Source organism: Pseudoflavonifractor capillosus (assembly GCF_016902575.1).
Lineage (GTDB): Bacteria > Bacillota > Clostridia > Oscillospirales > Oscillospiraceae > Enterenecus > Enterenecus capillosus_A.
In genome coordinates this window covers 105,078-119,289 of the sequence record NZ_JACSNZ010000004.1, presented here as the reverse complement: position 1 = coordinate 119,289, position 14,212 = coordinate 105,078, and the positions used below count along the sequence as shown (strand labels likewise).

Genomic DNA, 14,212 nt, shown 5'->3' with positions numbered 1-14,212 from the left:
TGATCCCTCTATTTCTATGTCCGTCCCAAGCCTTCCCTTACACTGCCGGAATGGCCTGGAGAATGAAAAGCACCACGGGTGCACAAAAAATCATGCTGTCAAAGCGATCCAGCATACCCCCGTGCCCGGGCAGCAGGTGTCCGTAATCCTTCACACCGAATTGACGCTTGATGAAGGAGAAAGACAGATCTCCCAGTTCGGTGGCCAGGGCACCCACCAAACCGGACAGCACCAGGGGCAGGAAGTTTACCGAACTATGGCTGATAGCCTGGATGGCCCCGCCGTATGCCAAGGCATAGAGCACTCCAAAGACAAAACCGCCAATGTAACCCTCCAGGCTCTTGTTGGGACTGACCTTGGTAATACCCCGGTGTTTTCCCAGAAACACACCTACAAAATAGGCGCCTGCATCGGTGACAAAGGCCATAAGCACCGCAAAGAGCACCCAGTATTCCCCGTGGGACATCTTCTTCAGCAAAACCAGGGCAGATAGTCCCGTGGGAATGAGCACGCCGGAAAAGAGGGTGAGCATCACATGGTAAAACCCAATGGGGGCATTGCCCTCATCATAGGCCCGAATGGCGCACCAGAAGGACACTGCCATGACCACAAAGGTGCACACGCTCACGGTGGTAGTTCCCTTCCCCATCCAGCATCCCAAGGGAATGAGGGCGGCAGAAATCACCGCCACCCCGGTCATCCAGGGTGAAATTTTGTCCTCCCCTGCCGCACGCAACAGCTCAAAGGAGGCAGCGGCGGCAATTCCCGCCACCACAATGGACCAGATCAGTGGCGTGCTGGGCAGCATTGCCAACAGCAACAGGGGTACAAACACCACTGCGACTGCAATTCGTACCAACATTCCTTACACCCCTCCAAATCGCCGGGAACGATTCTGATAATCCCCGATGGCCCGCAGCAGATCCTCTTTGGTGAAGTCCGGCCACAGCACATCGGTAAAGTAGAACTCAGAATAGGCAGACTGCCACAGGAGGAAGTTGGAAATGCGCACTTCGCCGCTGGGGCGGATCACCAGATCCGGGTCTGGAACACCGGCAGAATAGAGCAGCTCTCCCAGCTTTTCCTCTGTCAGATCCTCCGGCTGTGCCAGTCCCTGCTGGCATTGGCGGGCAAACTCTGCCGCAGCCCGAATGAGCTCCGCCCGGCCACCGTAATTGAAGCATACATTTACTTGGCAGCCTTCATATCCCTTGGAAATCTCCTCGGTCTGCTGACACAGATCCCGGAGTTTGGGGCTCAAGGGCGACAGGTCTCCAAAAAAGGCCATTTTCACCTTGTCCTTGGCCATAGTCTCAATGGCCTCTTTCAAGTACCGCTCCAAAAGGCCCATAATGGACGACACCTCATCCTCCGGCCGCTTCCAGTTCTCGGTGGAAAAGGCATACACGGTGAGGTACTCCAATCCCATCTCCTTGGCATAGGTGGCAATGGTGCGGAAGGTCTCAGCTCCGGCAGCGTGTCCCGCCTTACGGGGCAGACCACGTTTTTTTGCCCACCGGCCATTTCCATCCATGATAATGGCCACATGCCTGGGCAGGCGGCTCATATCCACCTGAACAGCCGGGGATTTGCGGTTAAATAATGCCATAAACACGCATCCTCATCTATTTCAAAGTATGGACGTTCCACCCCTAAAAATACAACACAAGCGGGGCGAAGATACGCCCCGCAAGTATTGTATCATTGAGTGGAATCGTTTACACCGCCAGGAGTTCCTTTTCCTTCTCAGCGGTGAGAACGTCAATCTCCTTGCAGCGCTTGTCAGTTATGGTCTGAATCTCTTCCTCGTAGTCCTTGTACTGATCCTCAGTGATCTCAGACTTCTTCTTCAGATCCTTGAAGTGCTCCATGGCGTCCCGGCGAATGTTGCGAATGGCAACCTTACCGCTCTCACCATACTTGCGCACCTGCTTCGTCAGCTCTACACGTCGCTCCTGGGTCAGCTGAGGGAAGGCCAGGCGGATCACACGGCCGTCGTTCTGGGGATTGATGCCCAGATCAGAGCTCAAAATAGCACGCTCAATGTCCTTGAGGACGGAGCTATCCCAAGGCTGAATGGCCAGGGTACGGGGATCAGGAGTGGAAATGCTGGCCACCTGCTGAATGGGGGTGGGAGTACCATAGTATTCCACTTGAATGCGGTCCAGAACACTGGCGTTGGCACGGCCGGCACGTACTCCGGCAAAATCGCTTTTGACCACCTCAATGGTCTTGACCATCTTCCCGTCAAAGGGCTTGCACAGTTCAGTCATGGTTGGTTCCTCCTTTAGTCCTTTACAATGGTTCCGATCTTCTCGCCACGAGCCACACGGATGATGTTCTCGGGATCCTTCAAAGCAAAAAGAATCACAGGAATCTTGTTGTCCATGGACAGAGATGTGGCGGTGGAGTCCATCACCTGCAGGTGCTGGGCCAGAACGTCATCATAGGTAATGGTGTCATACTTCACAGCGTTGGGATCCACCTGAGGATCGGCGCTGTACACGCCGTCCACATTCTTGGCCAGCAAAATCACGTCGGCATCAATCTCAGCAGCCCGCAGTACAGCGGCGGTGTCGGTGGAGAAGAAGGGGTTACCGGTTCCGCAGCCGAAAATCACCACACGTCCCTTCTCCAGGTGGCGGATGGCACGGGAGCGAATGTAGGGCTCAGCCATAGCCCGCATCTCGATGGCGGTCTGAACACGCACATCTACACCCTTCTGTTCCAGGATATCGGCCAGAGCCAGGCAGTTGATGGTGGTAGCCAGCATACCCATGTGGTCAGCACGGGTGCGCTCCCGCATTCCCTTGCCGTCCTTCAGGCCACGCCAGAAGTTGCCGCCGCCTACCACAATGCCCACCTGGATTCCTTCTTTGTTGCACCGGGCAATGACATCGCACACTTGGTCGATAACCTCAAAATCCAGTCCGCGGCCCGCATCCCCAGCCAGGGCCTCGCCACTGACCTTCAGCAGCACACGCTTATACTTCCATTCACTCATGGGATAATACCTCCGAATTTTATGATCGCTCTTATTTTAATACAGATTCCTCATCTTGCCTAGTGGGAAAATAAATTTTTTCCCATTCCGTCTCTCTTTTCTCTGGTATAAGCCCAACTGACTGTGGATACATTATATAGATAGTCCATTCATAGCAACGACACACCCATGGGGAGGACACCTTATGATCTGCAGTATATCCGAGCTCCAATACAAAGAAATCATTGATATCGCTGATGGAACACGGTATGGTTACATTGGCGACGTGGAAATTGACGTCCAGACCGGGGCAATCCAAAGCGTCATCATCTCAGGCCGTCCCAGGCTGTTCGGCCTGTTGGGCCGGGAACCGGACACCATTTTCCCCTGGTCTTCCATCACCCGATTTGGCGAAGATTTGATTTTGGTGGACGGCAGCCAGCGCCACACCAGTGCTGATCCGTCGTTCAAACCCAAGGATACATAAATTTTCTATATTTTCTGCAAAACCCTCTTGCATATATCAGAATCTTGTGGTAGAATTTCAGGGCATTCCGCACGGGGGCGGATTTTTCGTCGTGTGCTTTCCTCGGAAGGTTGGCGCAAGAGATGAGGCTCCCGGAGGCAACAACTAAATTTTAGGAGGAACTAAACAATGGCAGTCGTATCTATGAAGCAGCTGCTGGAGGCCGGTGTTCACTTCGGCCACCAGACCCGTCGGTGGAACCCCAAGATGGCCACCTACATCTACACCGAGCGCAATGGTATCTATATCATTGACCTGCAGAAGACCGTGAAGAAGCTGGAGGAGGCTTACTCCTTCGTGCGTGACATCGCCGCCAACGGCCAGTCTCTGCTCTTCGTGGGCACCAAGAAGCAGGCTCAGGAGGCCATCAAGGAAGAGGCTTCTCGCTGCGGTATGTACTATGTCAACGCTCGTTGGCTGGGCGGCATGATGACCAACTTCAAGACCATGCGTACCCGCGTGGATCGTCTCAACCAGCTCAAGAAGATGCAGGAGGACGGCACCTTCGACATGCTCCCCAAGAAGGAAGTCATGAAGCTGCTGGGCGAGATCGAGAAGCTGGAGAAGTACCTGGGCGGCGTCGTGGAGATGAAGAAGCTCCCCGGTGCTCTGTTCGTGGTTGACCCCCGCAAGGAGCGCAACGCCATCAACGAGGCCCGCAAGCTGAACATCCCCATCGTGGCCATCGTGGACACCAACTGCGATCCCGACGAGATCGACTATGTGATCCCCGGCAACGATGACGCCATCCGCGCCATCAAGCTCATCTCCTCTGTCATGGCTAACGCCGTGCAGGAGGGTCGTCAGGGTGTGGACGCTGCTCCCGCCGCTGAGGCTGTTGAGGCTCCCGCTGCTGAGTAATCAGTGATCTGTTGGCGCCCGTCCCGTCGGGCGGGCGCCAATTCTTTTATTTACAATTTTGGAGGGAATATAATATGGCTATTACCGCTAAGGACGTACAGAAGCTGCGTGAAATGACCGGCGTAGGCATGATGGACTGCAAGAAGGCTCTCACCGAGGCTGAGGGCGATATGGACAAGGCCATCGAGATCCTGCGTGAGAAGGGCCTGGCTGCTTCCGCCAAGAAGGCTGGCCGTATTGCCGCTGAGGGTATGGCTTACGCTGCCGTCATCGATGGCGTGGGTGTTGTGGTCGAGGTCAACGCCGAGACCGACTTCGTGGGCAAGAACGAGAAGTTCGTCAACTTCGTCAAGGGCGTGGCCGCCACCGTGGCTGCCTGCAACCCCGCCGACCTGGACGCTCTGATGGCTTGCAAGTACGACGGCACCGACCTGACCGTGCAGGAGCAGCAGCAGGAGATGGTTCTGGTCATCGGCGAGAACATCAAGGTGCGCCGCTTCGCCCGCTTCGCTGAGGGCTTCTGCGTGCCCTACATCCACGCTGGCGGCAAGATCGGCGTTCTGGTCTCCCTGAACGTGGAGGGCGACATCGACGCCACCGAGATCGGCAAGGACGTTGCCATGCAGATCGCCGCTCTGAATCCCCGCTTCTGGGACAAGTCCCAGGTCACCGAGGACGTGCTGGCTGAGGAGAAGAAGATCATGCTGGTTCAGATGGCCAACGATCCCAAGATGGCCAACAAGCCCGACCAGGTCAAGGAGAAGATCGTGGACGGCAAGCTCAACAAGTTCTACTCCGAGAACTGCCTGCTCCAGCAGGACTTCGTCAAGGACGGCGACATGACCGTGGAGAAGTATATCGCTTCCGCTGCCAAGGCTCTGGGCGGCACCGTCACCTTCCGTGACGCTGTGCGCTTTGAGAAGGGCGAGGGCATCGAGAAGAAGCAGGAGAACTTCGCTGAGGAGATCGCCAAGCAGCTGGCTAAGTAAGTTCACCTTCCAACTTTACCGGGGATGCAGGTTTTATTACCTGCATCCCCTTTTCTTTTCAGCACTTCTTTACAAATAGGAGGGGATCTATTACAATACAGTTATCAGTATTGCATAGGAGGTGCTCTGGATGAAGCTTACATTTTTCGGTGCTGCCAAAGCCGTCACCGGCAGTTGCCACTGTGTGGAGTGCAATGGATATAAAGTACTGGTTGACTGCGGCCTGCAGCAAGGCCGTGATGAGATCGACAACACGCAGCTGGACTTTATGCCCGGCTATATCCAGGATGTCATTGTCACCCACGCCCACATCGACCACTCCGGACGCATCCCTCTGCTCATCAAGCAGGGGTTTGGAGGCAACATCTATTGTACCCGTCTCACCGCCCAGCTGTTGGACATTATGCTGCGTGACTCCGCCCACATTCAGGAAAGTGATGCCAAGTGGGAAAACCAAAAGGGGCAGCGAGCCGGACGGCCTCCCGTTGAGCCTCTGTACACTCTGGCGGATGTGGAGCGCACCCTACGTCACCTGGTGGTGTGCGAATACGGCCAGGAGATCATGGTCAACGACGACATCAAACTGCGATTCACCGATGCCGGACACCTGCTGGGTTCAGCCAGCGCAGAGCTGTGGCTGACGGAAAACGGAGAGACCAAAAAAATCGTCTTCTCCGGAGATATCGGCAACCGAGAGCAGCCCATCATCCGGGATCCCCAGTTCATTACAGAGGCTGACTATGTGGTCACCGAGAGCACCTATGGCGATCGACTCCATGATATGGACATAGACCCAGACTACACCGGTGATTTGGCACAACTCATTGACGAGACACTGAGTAAGGGCGGCAACGTGGTGATCCCCTCCTTTGCCGTGGGGCGCACCCAAGAGCTGCTGTACTTCATGCGGGAGATGAAGGAGCAGCGGCTGGTGAAAAGCGTTCCCGACTTCCAGGTGTATGTAGACTCTCCCCTGGCTGGCGCCGCCACCCGCATCTTCTCCGGTGATCTCCATGGCTACCTGGATGAGGAGGCCATCGAGGCTCTCAAAGGCGGAGCGCTGTTCCAGTTCCCCGGCCTGAACATCACCGAGTCCACCCAGGAGTCCATGGCCCTCAATTCTGACCCCAACCCTAAGGTCATTATCTCCGCCTCCGGTATGTGTGATGCCGGGCGCATCCGCCACCACCTCAAACACAATCTCTGGCGGGAGGAATGCGCTGTTGTGTTTGTGGGCTATCAGGCCGAGGGCAGCCTGGGACGTCGATTGCTGGACGGGGTAACCCACGTCAAACTCTTCGGGGAGGAAATTTCGGTGCGAGCCCGCATTGTCAACTTCCCCGGCCTGAGCTCCCACGCTGACAAAAACGGACTCATCGCCTGGATGAACGCCTACTCTCCCAAACCCCAGCATGTCTTTGTGGTTCACGGCGAGAGCAGCGTCACCGAGACCTATGCCCAGACCCTGCGGGACTTGGGCTTCCAGGCCCATTCCCCCAACTACGAGGAGGTCTATGACTTGCTGGCTGATCGTATGCTGGCTCCCGGCGTCATCCTCCAGCGCAAGCCTGCTACGGCTCTGCCCTCCCCCGCTTCCCCTGCCTATCGACGTCTGGAGGATGTGGGCAAGCGACTCATGGAGGTTATCGCCCATAACAAAGGCGGTTCCAACAAGGATTTGGGCAAGTTTGCCGACCAGCTCCGGGCTCTCATCGAAAAATGGGATCGGTGACCCCGTCCAGAACATAAGGAGAAGAGAGAGTATATGCACCTACCCCATGTTCATCGCCGCAACGCAGCGCTGCTTCCCGCTGCCGCTGCATTCGGCGTGCTTCTACTGTTATTTGGTCTGTTTCACCCCTGGGGACTTCCCCAGGGGTTTCAGACGATTTTATTGCACGAAGATGTCCTTATCACTGACTACGTCCAGCTGTCTGGAATCGGCCCCACATTTGTCAATGCAGGACTTGTCACCCTCATTACCGTGGCCATCTTCTATCTGGTGGGGGAAACCCCCAATGGCTCCACTGTGGTCACCATCAGCCTGATGGCGGGGTTTTCACTGTTCGGAAAAAACATTCTGAACATCTGGCCCATTCTGTTTGGTACCGTGGTTTATGCTTTTTTGAAGCGTGAATGCCTGTCTAAGTATGTCAATGTGGCTATGTTGGGCACCTCACTGGCCCCCATGGTCAGCTTTATGGGCTGCGACGTAAGTCCATGGGTGGGCATTGTGGTAGGACTGCTCATTGGTTTTCTCATTGCCCCAGTGTCCGAGTACGCCTTTCGCATCCAAAACGGTATGAATCTGTACAGTACCGGCTTTGCCTGCGGTTTGGTGGCCATGATCTTCGTGCCCATATTCAAGGCTCTGGGCCTGTCCCCCGCCTCCCATCTCATATGGTCTGGGGGAAACAATCTGGAATTTTCCATATTCCTGTCGTTGATCTGTATCAGCTTTATCCTCAGCGGTCTGTTTCCCCATCCCAAAGCCACCCTGATCGGCTACTGGAAACTGCTGCACACCTCAGGCCGTGCCCCCAGCGACTATCTGCGTGTATTTGGTCATGGGCCAGTATTGGTGAACATGGGAATCAACGGACTATTTGCCATGGTGTATATTCTGGTAACCGGCGGGGATTTGAATGGGCCAACTCTGGGCGGCATCTTCACCATCATCGGGTTTTCCGCCTACGGCAAGCACCTGTTCAACATCGCCCCTGTGATGATCGGTGTGCTGCTGGGCAGCACCTTTCTCCATGTCTCAGCCAACAATGAATCCTTGCAGCTTGCTTCCCTGTTCGGCACCGCCTTGGCTCCCTTTTCCGGTGTGTTCGGCTGGCCTTTCGGTATTTTGGCCGGAGTCATCCACTCCGCTGTGGTGCTTCAGGCCGGGCTGCCCTTGGAGGGCATGAATCTGTACAACAACGGCTTCTCCGCTGGGCTGGTGGCCCTGGTACTCTATCCTGTTGTCACCTCCCTGTTCCGTCACCGCCGACCCACCCTCCAAGACGAGGATCTATTTGAAATCTATGAGGATGACACCCCACAATCTCATGAAATCCTCACCGCTCACACCTATGATGGCATGGAGGACCCTGTTTGACATTGACAGAAATGTACTGATTTGATACAATGTATAAGATTGCCGAAGCAATCCGTGGGCTGTCAGAAGACGCCTATACTTGCACCACTCTCTACAATCACATTGGATGAACCAGAAGTTCATCAGGAGCACCAGCAGGTGCTCTTGATGAACTTTTTTTGTTACATTTACTCAGGAGGCTCTCTATGAACGCAAAACCCGTCATCCCCCTCGCTTGCGCCGCCGCTCTGGCCTTGTGCGCTGGCTGCACTTCCCCATCCACATCAACGTCCCCTGCTGCTTCCGGCACTGCGTATTCTGTGCCCACCCTCAAACTGGAGGGTGGCACCGACTGGGGTGCTCCCAACCCGTTTCTCTGTCAGCCCCGGGGACCCGGCACAGCCAAAATGAAGTTGGTGTACGCCAGCTTGCTGGAAAAGGACGAGAAGGGTGACGTGCCCTGGCTGGCAGAAAGCTGGAATGTGAATGGCAATGACTACACCTTCACCCTATTTGAAGACGCTGTCTTTCAGGATGGGGAAGCCCTCACCTCCGATGATGTGGCATTCACTCTGGACTACTACAAGGAACATCCCCCCGTGTCCAATCCTTTGGGCGTAGGCGAGGAGTTTATGGTAGACCACTACACAGTGGTGGATGACCATACCATCACCCTCACTGTGACCGAGCCAGACGCCGACACGCTTTCTAGCCTGGGCAGTTTTGTCATCCTGCCCCAGCACATCTGGTCTGAGGTGGATGATCCCTACTCCTACACCGGAGAGGGCTACCTGGTGGGCAGCGGAGCCTTCTGCTGCACCCAGTACGACGGGGCCACCGGGCTGTACGAGTTCACCGCCTACGAAGGCTGGTGCAATGGGAAACAGGGCACAGAGAAGATCCAATTCATCCCTGTCAGCGATCCCCTGCTGGCCTTTGATGCTGGAGAGTTGGACATCACCTCCCTCCCTGCCGATTTGAAAGATGCCTACCTCAGTGACCCCAACATAGGCCTGGTGGACAAAGCCAACGATATGGGCTACAAACTGCTCATCAACTACGAAAAATGCCCAGAGTTTCTTCAGCTTTCCTGCCGTCAGGCAGTATATGCCGCCATTGACCGTCAGAGTGTGGTGGACAATGTATTTCGTGGCGCAGGAACCGTGGGCAGCGCAGGCTATGTCCCCCAGGGCAGCATCTACTACAATGAAAATGTTGTGAAGTATGAATATAATCCCCAACAGGCCCAGGCAGTGCTGGGCAACCAAGGTCTATCTGTCACCCTCCTGTGCGGCAGCGATGCCGATGACCTGGCCATTGCAGAAATCATCAGAAACGGCCTAACCCAGGCTGGTATGACAGTCTCTGTCGCCTCCTACGACTCCGCCACCCGGGATGAGAAAATCAATCAGGGCAGCTACGAGTTTGCCTTGGTGGGCAACGGCGGTTGGGGCAACAATCCCCCCACCTATATGCGCACCCTCTTTTCCGACATCTCCAAGTTCTCCGGCACCAACCCCCACTCCATGGGTGCCATCGGCTATTCCAATGAAGAGATGACCCGTCTGGCGGAGGGGCAACAGGCCGAGACTGATTTTGACCAACGAGTTGAAATGTTCCAGGAGCTGGAGCTGCTGGTGAGTCAGGAGATTCCCATCCTGGTCATTGCCAACCAATCCACCTATTCCATGTATCGAAAGGACTATTACGACGGATGGATGAAAACCTACGCTTACCAACAAGCCGAACAAAACCGACTCTCCTACATGGAGCGCTGACCTCCCCTGTGGTACGCCGCATTGTGATGCTCCTTGCGTCCTGTACGGTCATCTATCTACTCAATTTCTTCATTCCACGCCTCATGCCCGGAGATCCCTTTGATTACACCGCTTCAGGCTCTGGTCAGGATGTGAGTGATGTCTATACGCAAGAGCAGAAGGAATTGCTGCGGGCATACTACGGCCTGGACCAGCCATGGCTCCAGCAGCTGGAGAACACGCTGGTGCGCAATCTCCACGGGGATCTGGGCCAGAGCATCCACTATAAACGCCCGGTGTCCGACATTCTTCTGGAACGTCTGCCCTGGAGCCTTTGGATGATGGGGTGTTCCCTGGTCTTGAGCCTCCTGTTGGGGGTAGGACTGGCCCTTTTGTGCGTGGGCACTGGGAAAGGCCGCATGGTTTTATCTCCAGTGCTCTCCACCCTGGCAGAAATCCCGCCATTTCTCACCGGAGTGCTGCTGCTGTTCCTGGTGGCAGCCCAGGTGCCCTGGATCCCTTTGTCCGGAGCAGTGACTCCCTTCGCCCAGTACGCCTCCCTTTGGCAGCGGCTGGGCGACATTCTCCTCCACAGTCTCATGCCCATTCTGGCTCTAACCCTGGTCACTTTCCCCAAGTTCTTTTTCACCGCCTGGGCCAGCTTTTCCTCCGTTCTCCATCAGCCCTACATGACAAACGCCAAGGCCAAGGGTCTGCGGCGGCGGCGAGTGTGGATCTTCTACCTGCTCGCCAACAGCATCGCCCCCATTGTCGCTCGTCTCTTTCTCTCGGTGGGAACCACTGTGGGCGGCACCATTCTGGTGGAAAATGTCTTTGCCTATCCGGGCCTGGGCACAGTGTTGAGGGAGGCCGTGACCTACCGGGACTACCCCATGATCCAGGGTGTGTTTCTTCTCTCTGCCCTGCTGGTACTGGTGAGCCTGACCCTGGCCGATCTGTGTAACCACACCACAGAACAGGAGGTGGGCTGATGAAAAAGTCTCTTCTCCTCCCTCTCATTCTCTTTATCGGGTTGACCCTCATCTTTCTCTGGGGGGTTACCTTCTACCCCTTTGATGCTGCACTTCCCTCTGGAGCCTCCCTCCAGCCCCCCTCTGCCGTCCACTGGCTGGGCACCGACAACCTGGGTGTGGATGTGTTCGCTCAAATCTCCGCCGGGTTTTTCCGTAGCGTGGGAATTGGAGCCATGACCGCCTTGTGTACGTTCTTGCTGGGAGGCGGGCTGGGAATTACCGCCGGTCTGGCAGGCGGATGGGTGGACAATGCCATTGGCCTGCTCATCCAGGTGTTCCTCTCCATTCCACAGTTGCCTGTGATGATCGTCCTGGGGGCCTTTCTGGGCCAAAATACCTGGAACGTCATTTGGATCCTATGCCTGTTTTCCTGGGCGCCGGTGGCCCAGGTACTGCGAGCAAAAACCCGCAGTGTATGTCACAGGCCCTATGTGGGCATGGCAAAGCTGTACGGCGGCGGACGGTTCTACCTGATGCGCACCCATCTGGCGGGAGATCTGCTCCCGTTGCTGTCTGTTTCAGCCCTGGGCGTGGTGGGAAAATCCATTTTGCAGGAGTCCTCTCTTGCCTTTCTCGGCCTATCTGACCCCCTGGCCCGCTCTTGGGGGCTGATGATTGCCCGAGCCACCCAGTTTCCCGGCATTTACCGCACCGATTTTTGGCTCTGGTGGCTGCTGGCACCGGTGGTGGCCATGGTGCTGTCCACACTGCTGCTGCGCCTGATGGTGCAAGCCATTCAATTACCCAAGACTTAGGAGGAATACCGTGCTGCTGCAAGTCCATAACCTCTCTGTATCCTACCCACAATTCCATCTGCATCCCCTGAGCTTTCACATAGCACAAGGGGAAATTCTCTCCGTCATTGGAGAATCCGGCAGCGGGAAGACTTCCCTCATCCAGGCCCTATCCGGTCTGCTTCCTCCGGAGGGCAAAGCCAGTGGGCAGGTGCTCCTTCACGGGACAGATTTTCTGGCCATGAGGGAAGCCCAGCGCCGTAAGCTGCGCATGAAAGTCCTCTCTGTGGTCTTTCAAAACTCGGTGGAATGGCTCAATCCCAAGCTGACCCTGGGTCAACACCTGAATGAGGTGTTGGCCCAGCTCTATCCCCCGGATATCTGTGCCACAAAAGCCCGGGAACTGATGGCACTGGTGGGACTGTCACCGGATGATCTGTCCCTCCGTCCCCACCAGTTGTCCGGTGGCATGGTGCAAAAATTTCTACTGGCCAATGCAGTTTCCCTGGACCCAGAGCTGGTTTTGCTGGACGAGCCCACCGCCAGCCTGGATCCAGACTCCTGTCAAACTGTTCTCTCCGTCATTCAACGCTTGCGCAGCTCCCTGGGCACCTCCTTTCTGGTGGTAACCCACGACATGGGCTTGGCCCGCCGACTGGGCGGGCGCACCATGGTGCTCTATCAAGGGCATGTGGAGGAAACTGGGCCAACCCAGGACATTCTGGAACGGCCCAGGCATCCCTATACCCGGGGCCTGCTCCAGTCTGCCGTATCTCTCAACCCCCTGCGAGATCTGTGGGGCATTCGTCCTAACACCACTCAGGAGGCGCAGGGAGGCCACTGCTGCCCCTTTTATGGGCGGTGTACGCAAAGCGTTTCCCTGTGCAAGCAGAGTGCCCCTGACCTCATCCATCAACCGGATGGCCGGGCACTTGCCTGCCATCGGGGCGGCATTGTGCCTCTGCTCTCCTGTCACGGTCTGTCTCATGCCTACGGGACAACCCAGGTGCTCTCAAACATAAACCTCACTCTATACGCCGGAGAGATCGTGTCCCTGGTGGGCCACTCTGGAGCCGGAAAGACAACCCTGGCTCACCTGCTGTGCGGTTTGCTTCCCCTCCATGCCCCCGGCACCATCCGGTTTCAGGATCAAGACCAGGATCTGCTCCACCTCCATCGACAGCCAGGTGGCATCCAGATGGTGCTTCAAGACAGCCAAGCCGCCCTCAACCCCCATATGACGGTGGCAGATGCAGTATCCGAGCCAATGCGTCTGGCCAGAGTATATGATCCCCAGAGAATGGCCAGAGCTATGGAGGACGTGGGACTGTACACCTGTGACAGCTTCTACCGGCGTAAGGTAGGGACTCTGTCCGGAGGTCAGCGGCAGCGACTGGCCCTGGCCCGAGCCCTCACCATGGAGCCAGCAGTGCTGTTGGCAGACGAACCCACTTCCATGCTGGATCCCTCCGCCAAGGCCAATCTGCTGCGAATGCTCAAAGGATTGCAGTATCGCCGTGGGTTTTCCATGCTGATGATTACCCATGACCTGTACAGCGCCTGCAAAATCTCTGATCACATCTATCAACTGGAAGGGGGAACTCTGCACCCGGTGGAGCCCACTCAGTTTCTTCTCAGCAAATTAGACTCTATCATTTCCATCAAGGAGGACACCCATCATGAATAATCAAACACTCTGGGACGCCTGTGTGGCATTTCATGGCCACGCCTGTGGCGGCCTTACCATCGGCTACAAGGCCGCTCTCTACGCTATGGAGCTGCTGGGGCTGAACCGTTCAGAGGATGAGTCTGTGGTGTGCATTACGGAAAACGATGCCTGCGGCGTGGATGCCATTCAGGTCATACTGGGATGCAGCATGGGCAAAGGAAATTTGCTCTTTCACCTCCGGGGCAAGCAGGCTTTCTCCTTCTATGAGCGCAACGGCGGGCGATCTGTGCGGCTGGTTCTGCGACCCACCCCCGACTTCCCTGACAAGGAGAGTAAATTTGACTACTTGCAAAGCACACCTGCATCAGAGCTGTTCGATGTGAAAGAGACGGTGCTCTCCTTGCCGGAGCGTGCCCTCCTCTTTGCCTCAAAACCTTGCAGCTGCTGTGGAGAACTCACCGCCGAGTCCATGCTGCGGCTGGAAAATGGTCGTCTGGTATGTCTGGACTGTGCACATCCATATCGGAGATTTGACATATAAGTGAAAAGCGGCTTGCGTCAGGCACACACCTGG

The 14,212-nt window shown here is 56.0% G+C and carries 14 protein-coding genes; 10 read left to right on the top strand and 4 right to left on the bottom strand.

Annotation, left to right across the window (positions count from 1 at the left end):
* Nucleotides 1-37 precede the first annotated feature (37 nt).
* The 4 genes from H9X86_RS02925 to pyrH form a co-directional block, all read right to left on the bottom strand.
* The gene (locus H9X86_RS02925; protein ID WP_204900083.1) at nt 38-862 is read right to left on the bottom strand and encodes a phosphatidate cytidylyltransferase; all 825 of its coding nucleotides are present in this window, start codon (nt 860-862) and stop codon (nt 38-40) included.
* Nucleotides 863-865: 3 nt separating this feature from the next.
* On the bottom strand, nt 866-1,609 hold the full coding sequence (gene uppS / locus H9X86_RS02920; protein ID WP_204900082.1) for an undecaprenyl pyrophosphate synthase: 744 nt from the start codon (nt 1,607-1,609) through the stop codon (nt 866-868).
* Nucleotides 1,610-1,718: 109 nt separating this feature from the next.
* Entirely contained in the window at nt 1,719-2,273 is a 555-nt protein-coding gene (frr, locus tag H9X86_RS02915) for a ribosome recycling factor (RefSeq protein WP_204900081.1), read from the bottom strand.
* A 14-nt stretch (nt 2,274-2,287) separates the two neighbouring features.
* A complete protein-coding gene (gene pyrH, locus H9X86_RS02910) occupies nt 2,288-3,004 on the bottom strand; it encodes a UMP kinase (RefSeq protein WP_204900080.1) in 717 nt (238 codons plus the stop codon).
* A 184-nt stretch (nt 3,005-3,188) separates the two neighbouring features.
* Here pyrH and H9X86_RS02905 point away from each other — a divergent pair, with 184 nt between their 5' ends.
* The 10 genes from H9X86_RS02905 (at nt 3,189) to H9X86_RS02860 (ending at nt 14,179) form a co-directional block, all read left to right on the top strand.
* A complete protein-coding gene (locus H9X86_RS02905) occupies nt 3,189-3,470 on the top strand; it encodes a YlmC/YmxH family sporulation protein (RefSeq protein WP_204900079.1) in 282 nt (93 codons plus the stop codon).
* Between the two features lie 168 nt (nt 3,471-3,638).
* Nucleotides 3,639-4,370 carry a 30S ribosomal protein S2 gene (gene rpsB, locus H9X86_RS02900; RefSeq protein WP_204900078.1) on the top strand — a complete coding sequence of 244 codons (732 nt, stop codon included), beginning with the start codon at nt 3,639-3,641 and terminating at the stop codon, nt 4,368-4,370.
* Nucleotides 4,371-4,444: 74 nt separating this feature from the next.
* Nucleotides 4,445-5,359, top strand: a complete 915-nt coding sequence (tsf, locus tag H9X86_RS02895; protein ID WP_204900077.1) for a translation elongation factor Ts — start codon at nt 4,445-4,447, stop codon at nt 5,357-5,359.
* A gap of 130 nt (nt 5,360-5,489) precedes the next feature.
* The gene (locus tag H9X86_RS02890) at nt 5,490-7,091 is read left to right on the top strand and encodes an MBL fold metallo-hydrolase RNA specificity domain-containing protein (RefSeq protein WP_204900076.1); all 1,602 of its coding nucleotides are present in this window, start codon (nt 5,490-5,492) and stop codon (nt 7,089-7,091) included.
* 33 nt (nt 7,092-7,124) lie between these two features.
* Entirely contained in the window at nt 7,125-8,465 is a 1,341-nt protein-coding gene (locus H9X86_RS02885) for a DUF1576 domain-containing protein (RefSeq protein WP_204900075.1), read from the top strand.
* A 185-nt stretch (nt 8,466-8,650) separates the two neighbouring features.
* On the top strand, nt 8,651-10,222 hold the full coding sequence (locus H9X86_RS02880; RefSeq protein WP_204900074.1) for an ABC transporter substrate-binding protein: 1,572 nt from the start codon (nt 8,651-8,653) through the stop codon (nt 10,220-10,222).
* A gap of 8 nt (nt 10,223-10,230) precedes the next feature.
* Complete coding sequence (locus tag H9X86_RS02875) at nt 10,231-11,193, top strand: ABC transporter permease subunit (RefSeq protein ID WP_204900073.1); 963 nt, start codon at nt 10,231-10,233, stop codon at nt 11,191-11,193.
* Nucleotides 11,193-11,990: an ABC transporter permease gene (locus H9X86_RS02870; RefSeq protein ID WP_204900072.1), complete on the top strand. Its 798-nt coding sequence runs from the start codon at nt 11,193-11,195 to the stop codon at nt 11,988-11,990. The genes H9X86_RS02875 and H9X86_RS02870 overlap by 1 nt, the downstream gene beginning before the upstream one ends.
* Nucleotides 11,991-12,000: 10 nt before the next feature.
* Nucleotides 12,001-13,656: an oligopeptide/dipeptide ABC transporter ATP-binding protein gene (locus tag H9X86_RS02865; protein WP_204900071.1), complete on the top strand. Its 1,656-nt coding sequence runs from the start codon at nt 12,001-12,003 to the stop codon at nt 13,654-13,656.
* Nucleotides 13,649-14,179 carry an FmdE family protein gene (locus H9X86_RS02860; protein ID WP_204900070.1) on the top strand — a complete coding sequence of 177 codons (531 nt, stop codon included), beginning with the start codon at nt 13,649-13,651 and terminating at the stop codon, nt 14,177-14,179. Before H9X86_RS02865 ends, H9X86_RS02860 begins: the two co-directional genes overlap by 8 nt.
* Nucleotides 14,180-14,212 lie beyond the last annotated feature (33 nt).

Coding starts and splice junctions, on each gene's coding strand:
- H9X86_RS02860 (WP_204900070.1), top strand. CDS start 13,649: ATGAATAATCAAACACTCTGGGACGCCTGTGTGGCATTTCATGGCCAC.
- H9X86_RS02870 (WP_204900072.1), top strand. CDS start 11,193: ATGAAAAAGTCTCTTCTCCTCCCTCTCATTCTCTTTATCGGGTTGACC.
- H9X86_RS02905 (WP_204900079.1), top strand. CDS start 3,189: ATGATCTGCAGTATATCCGAGCTCCAATACAAAGAAATCATTGATATC.
- frr (WP_204900081.1), bottom strand. CDS start 2,273: ATGACTGAACTGTGCAAGCCCTTTGACGGGAAGATGGTCAAGACCATT.
- tsf (WP_204900077.1), top strand. CDS start 4,445: ATGGCTATTACCGCTAAGGACGTACAGAAGCTGCGTGAAATGACCGGC.
- H9X86_RS02925 (WP_204900083.1), bottom strand. CDS start 862: ATGTTGGTACGAATTGCAGTCGCAGTGGTGTTTGTACCCCTGTTGCTG.
- pyrH (WP_204900080.1), bottom strand. CDS start 3,004: ATGAGTGAATGGAAGTATAAGCGTGTGCTGCTGAAGGTCAGTGGCGAG.
- H9X86_RS02880 (WP_204900074.1), top strand. CDS start 8,651: ATGAACGCAAAACCCGTCATCCCCCTCGCTTGCGCCGCCGCTCTGGCC.
- uppS (WP_204900082.1), bottom strand. CDS start 1,609: ATGGCATTATTTAACCGCAAATCCCCGGCTGTTCAGGTGGATATGAGC.
- rpsB (WP_204900078.1), top strand. CDS start 3,639: ATGGCAGTCGTATCTATGAAGCAGCTGCTGGAGGCCGGTGTTCACTTC.
- H9X86_RS02890 (WP_204900076.1), top strand. CDS start 5,490: ATGAAGCTTACATTTTTCGGTGCTGCCAAAGCCGTCACCGGCAGTTGC.
- H9X86_RS02885 (WP_204900075.1), top strand. CDS start 7,125: ATGCACCTACCCCATGTTCATCGCCGCAACGCAGCGCTGCTTCCCGCT.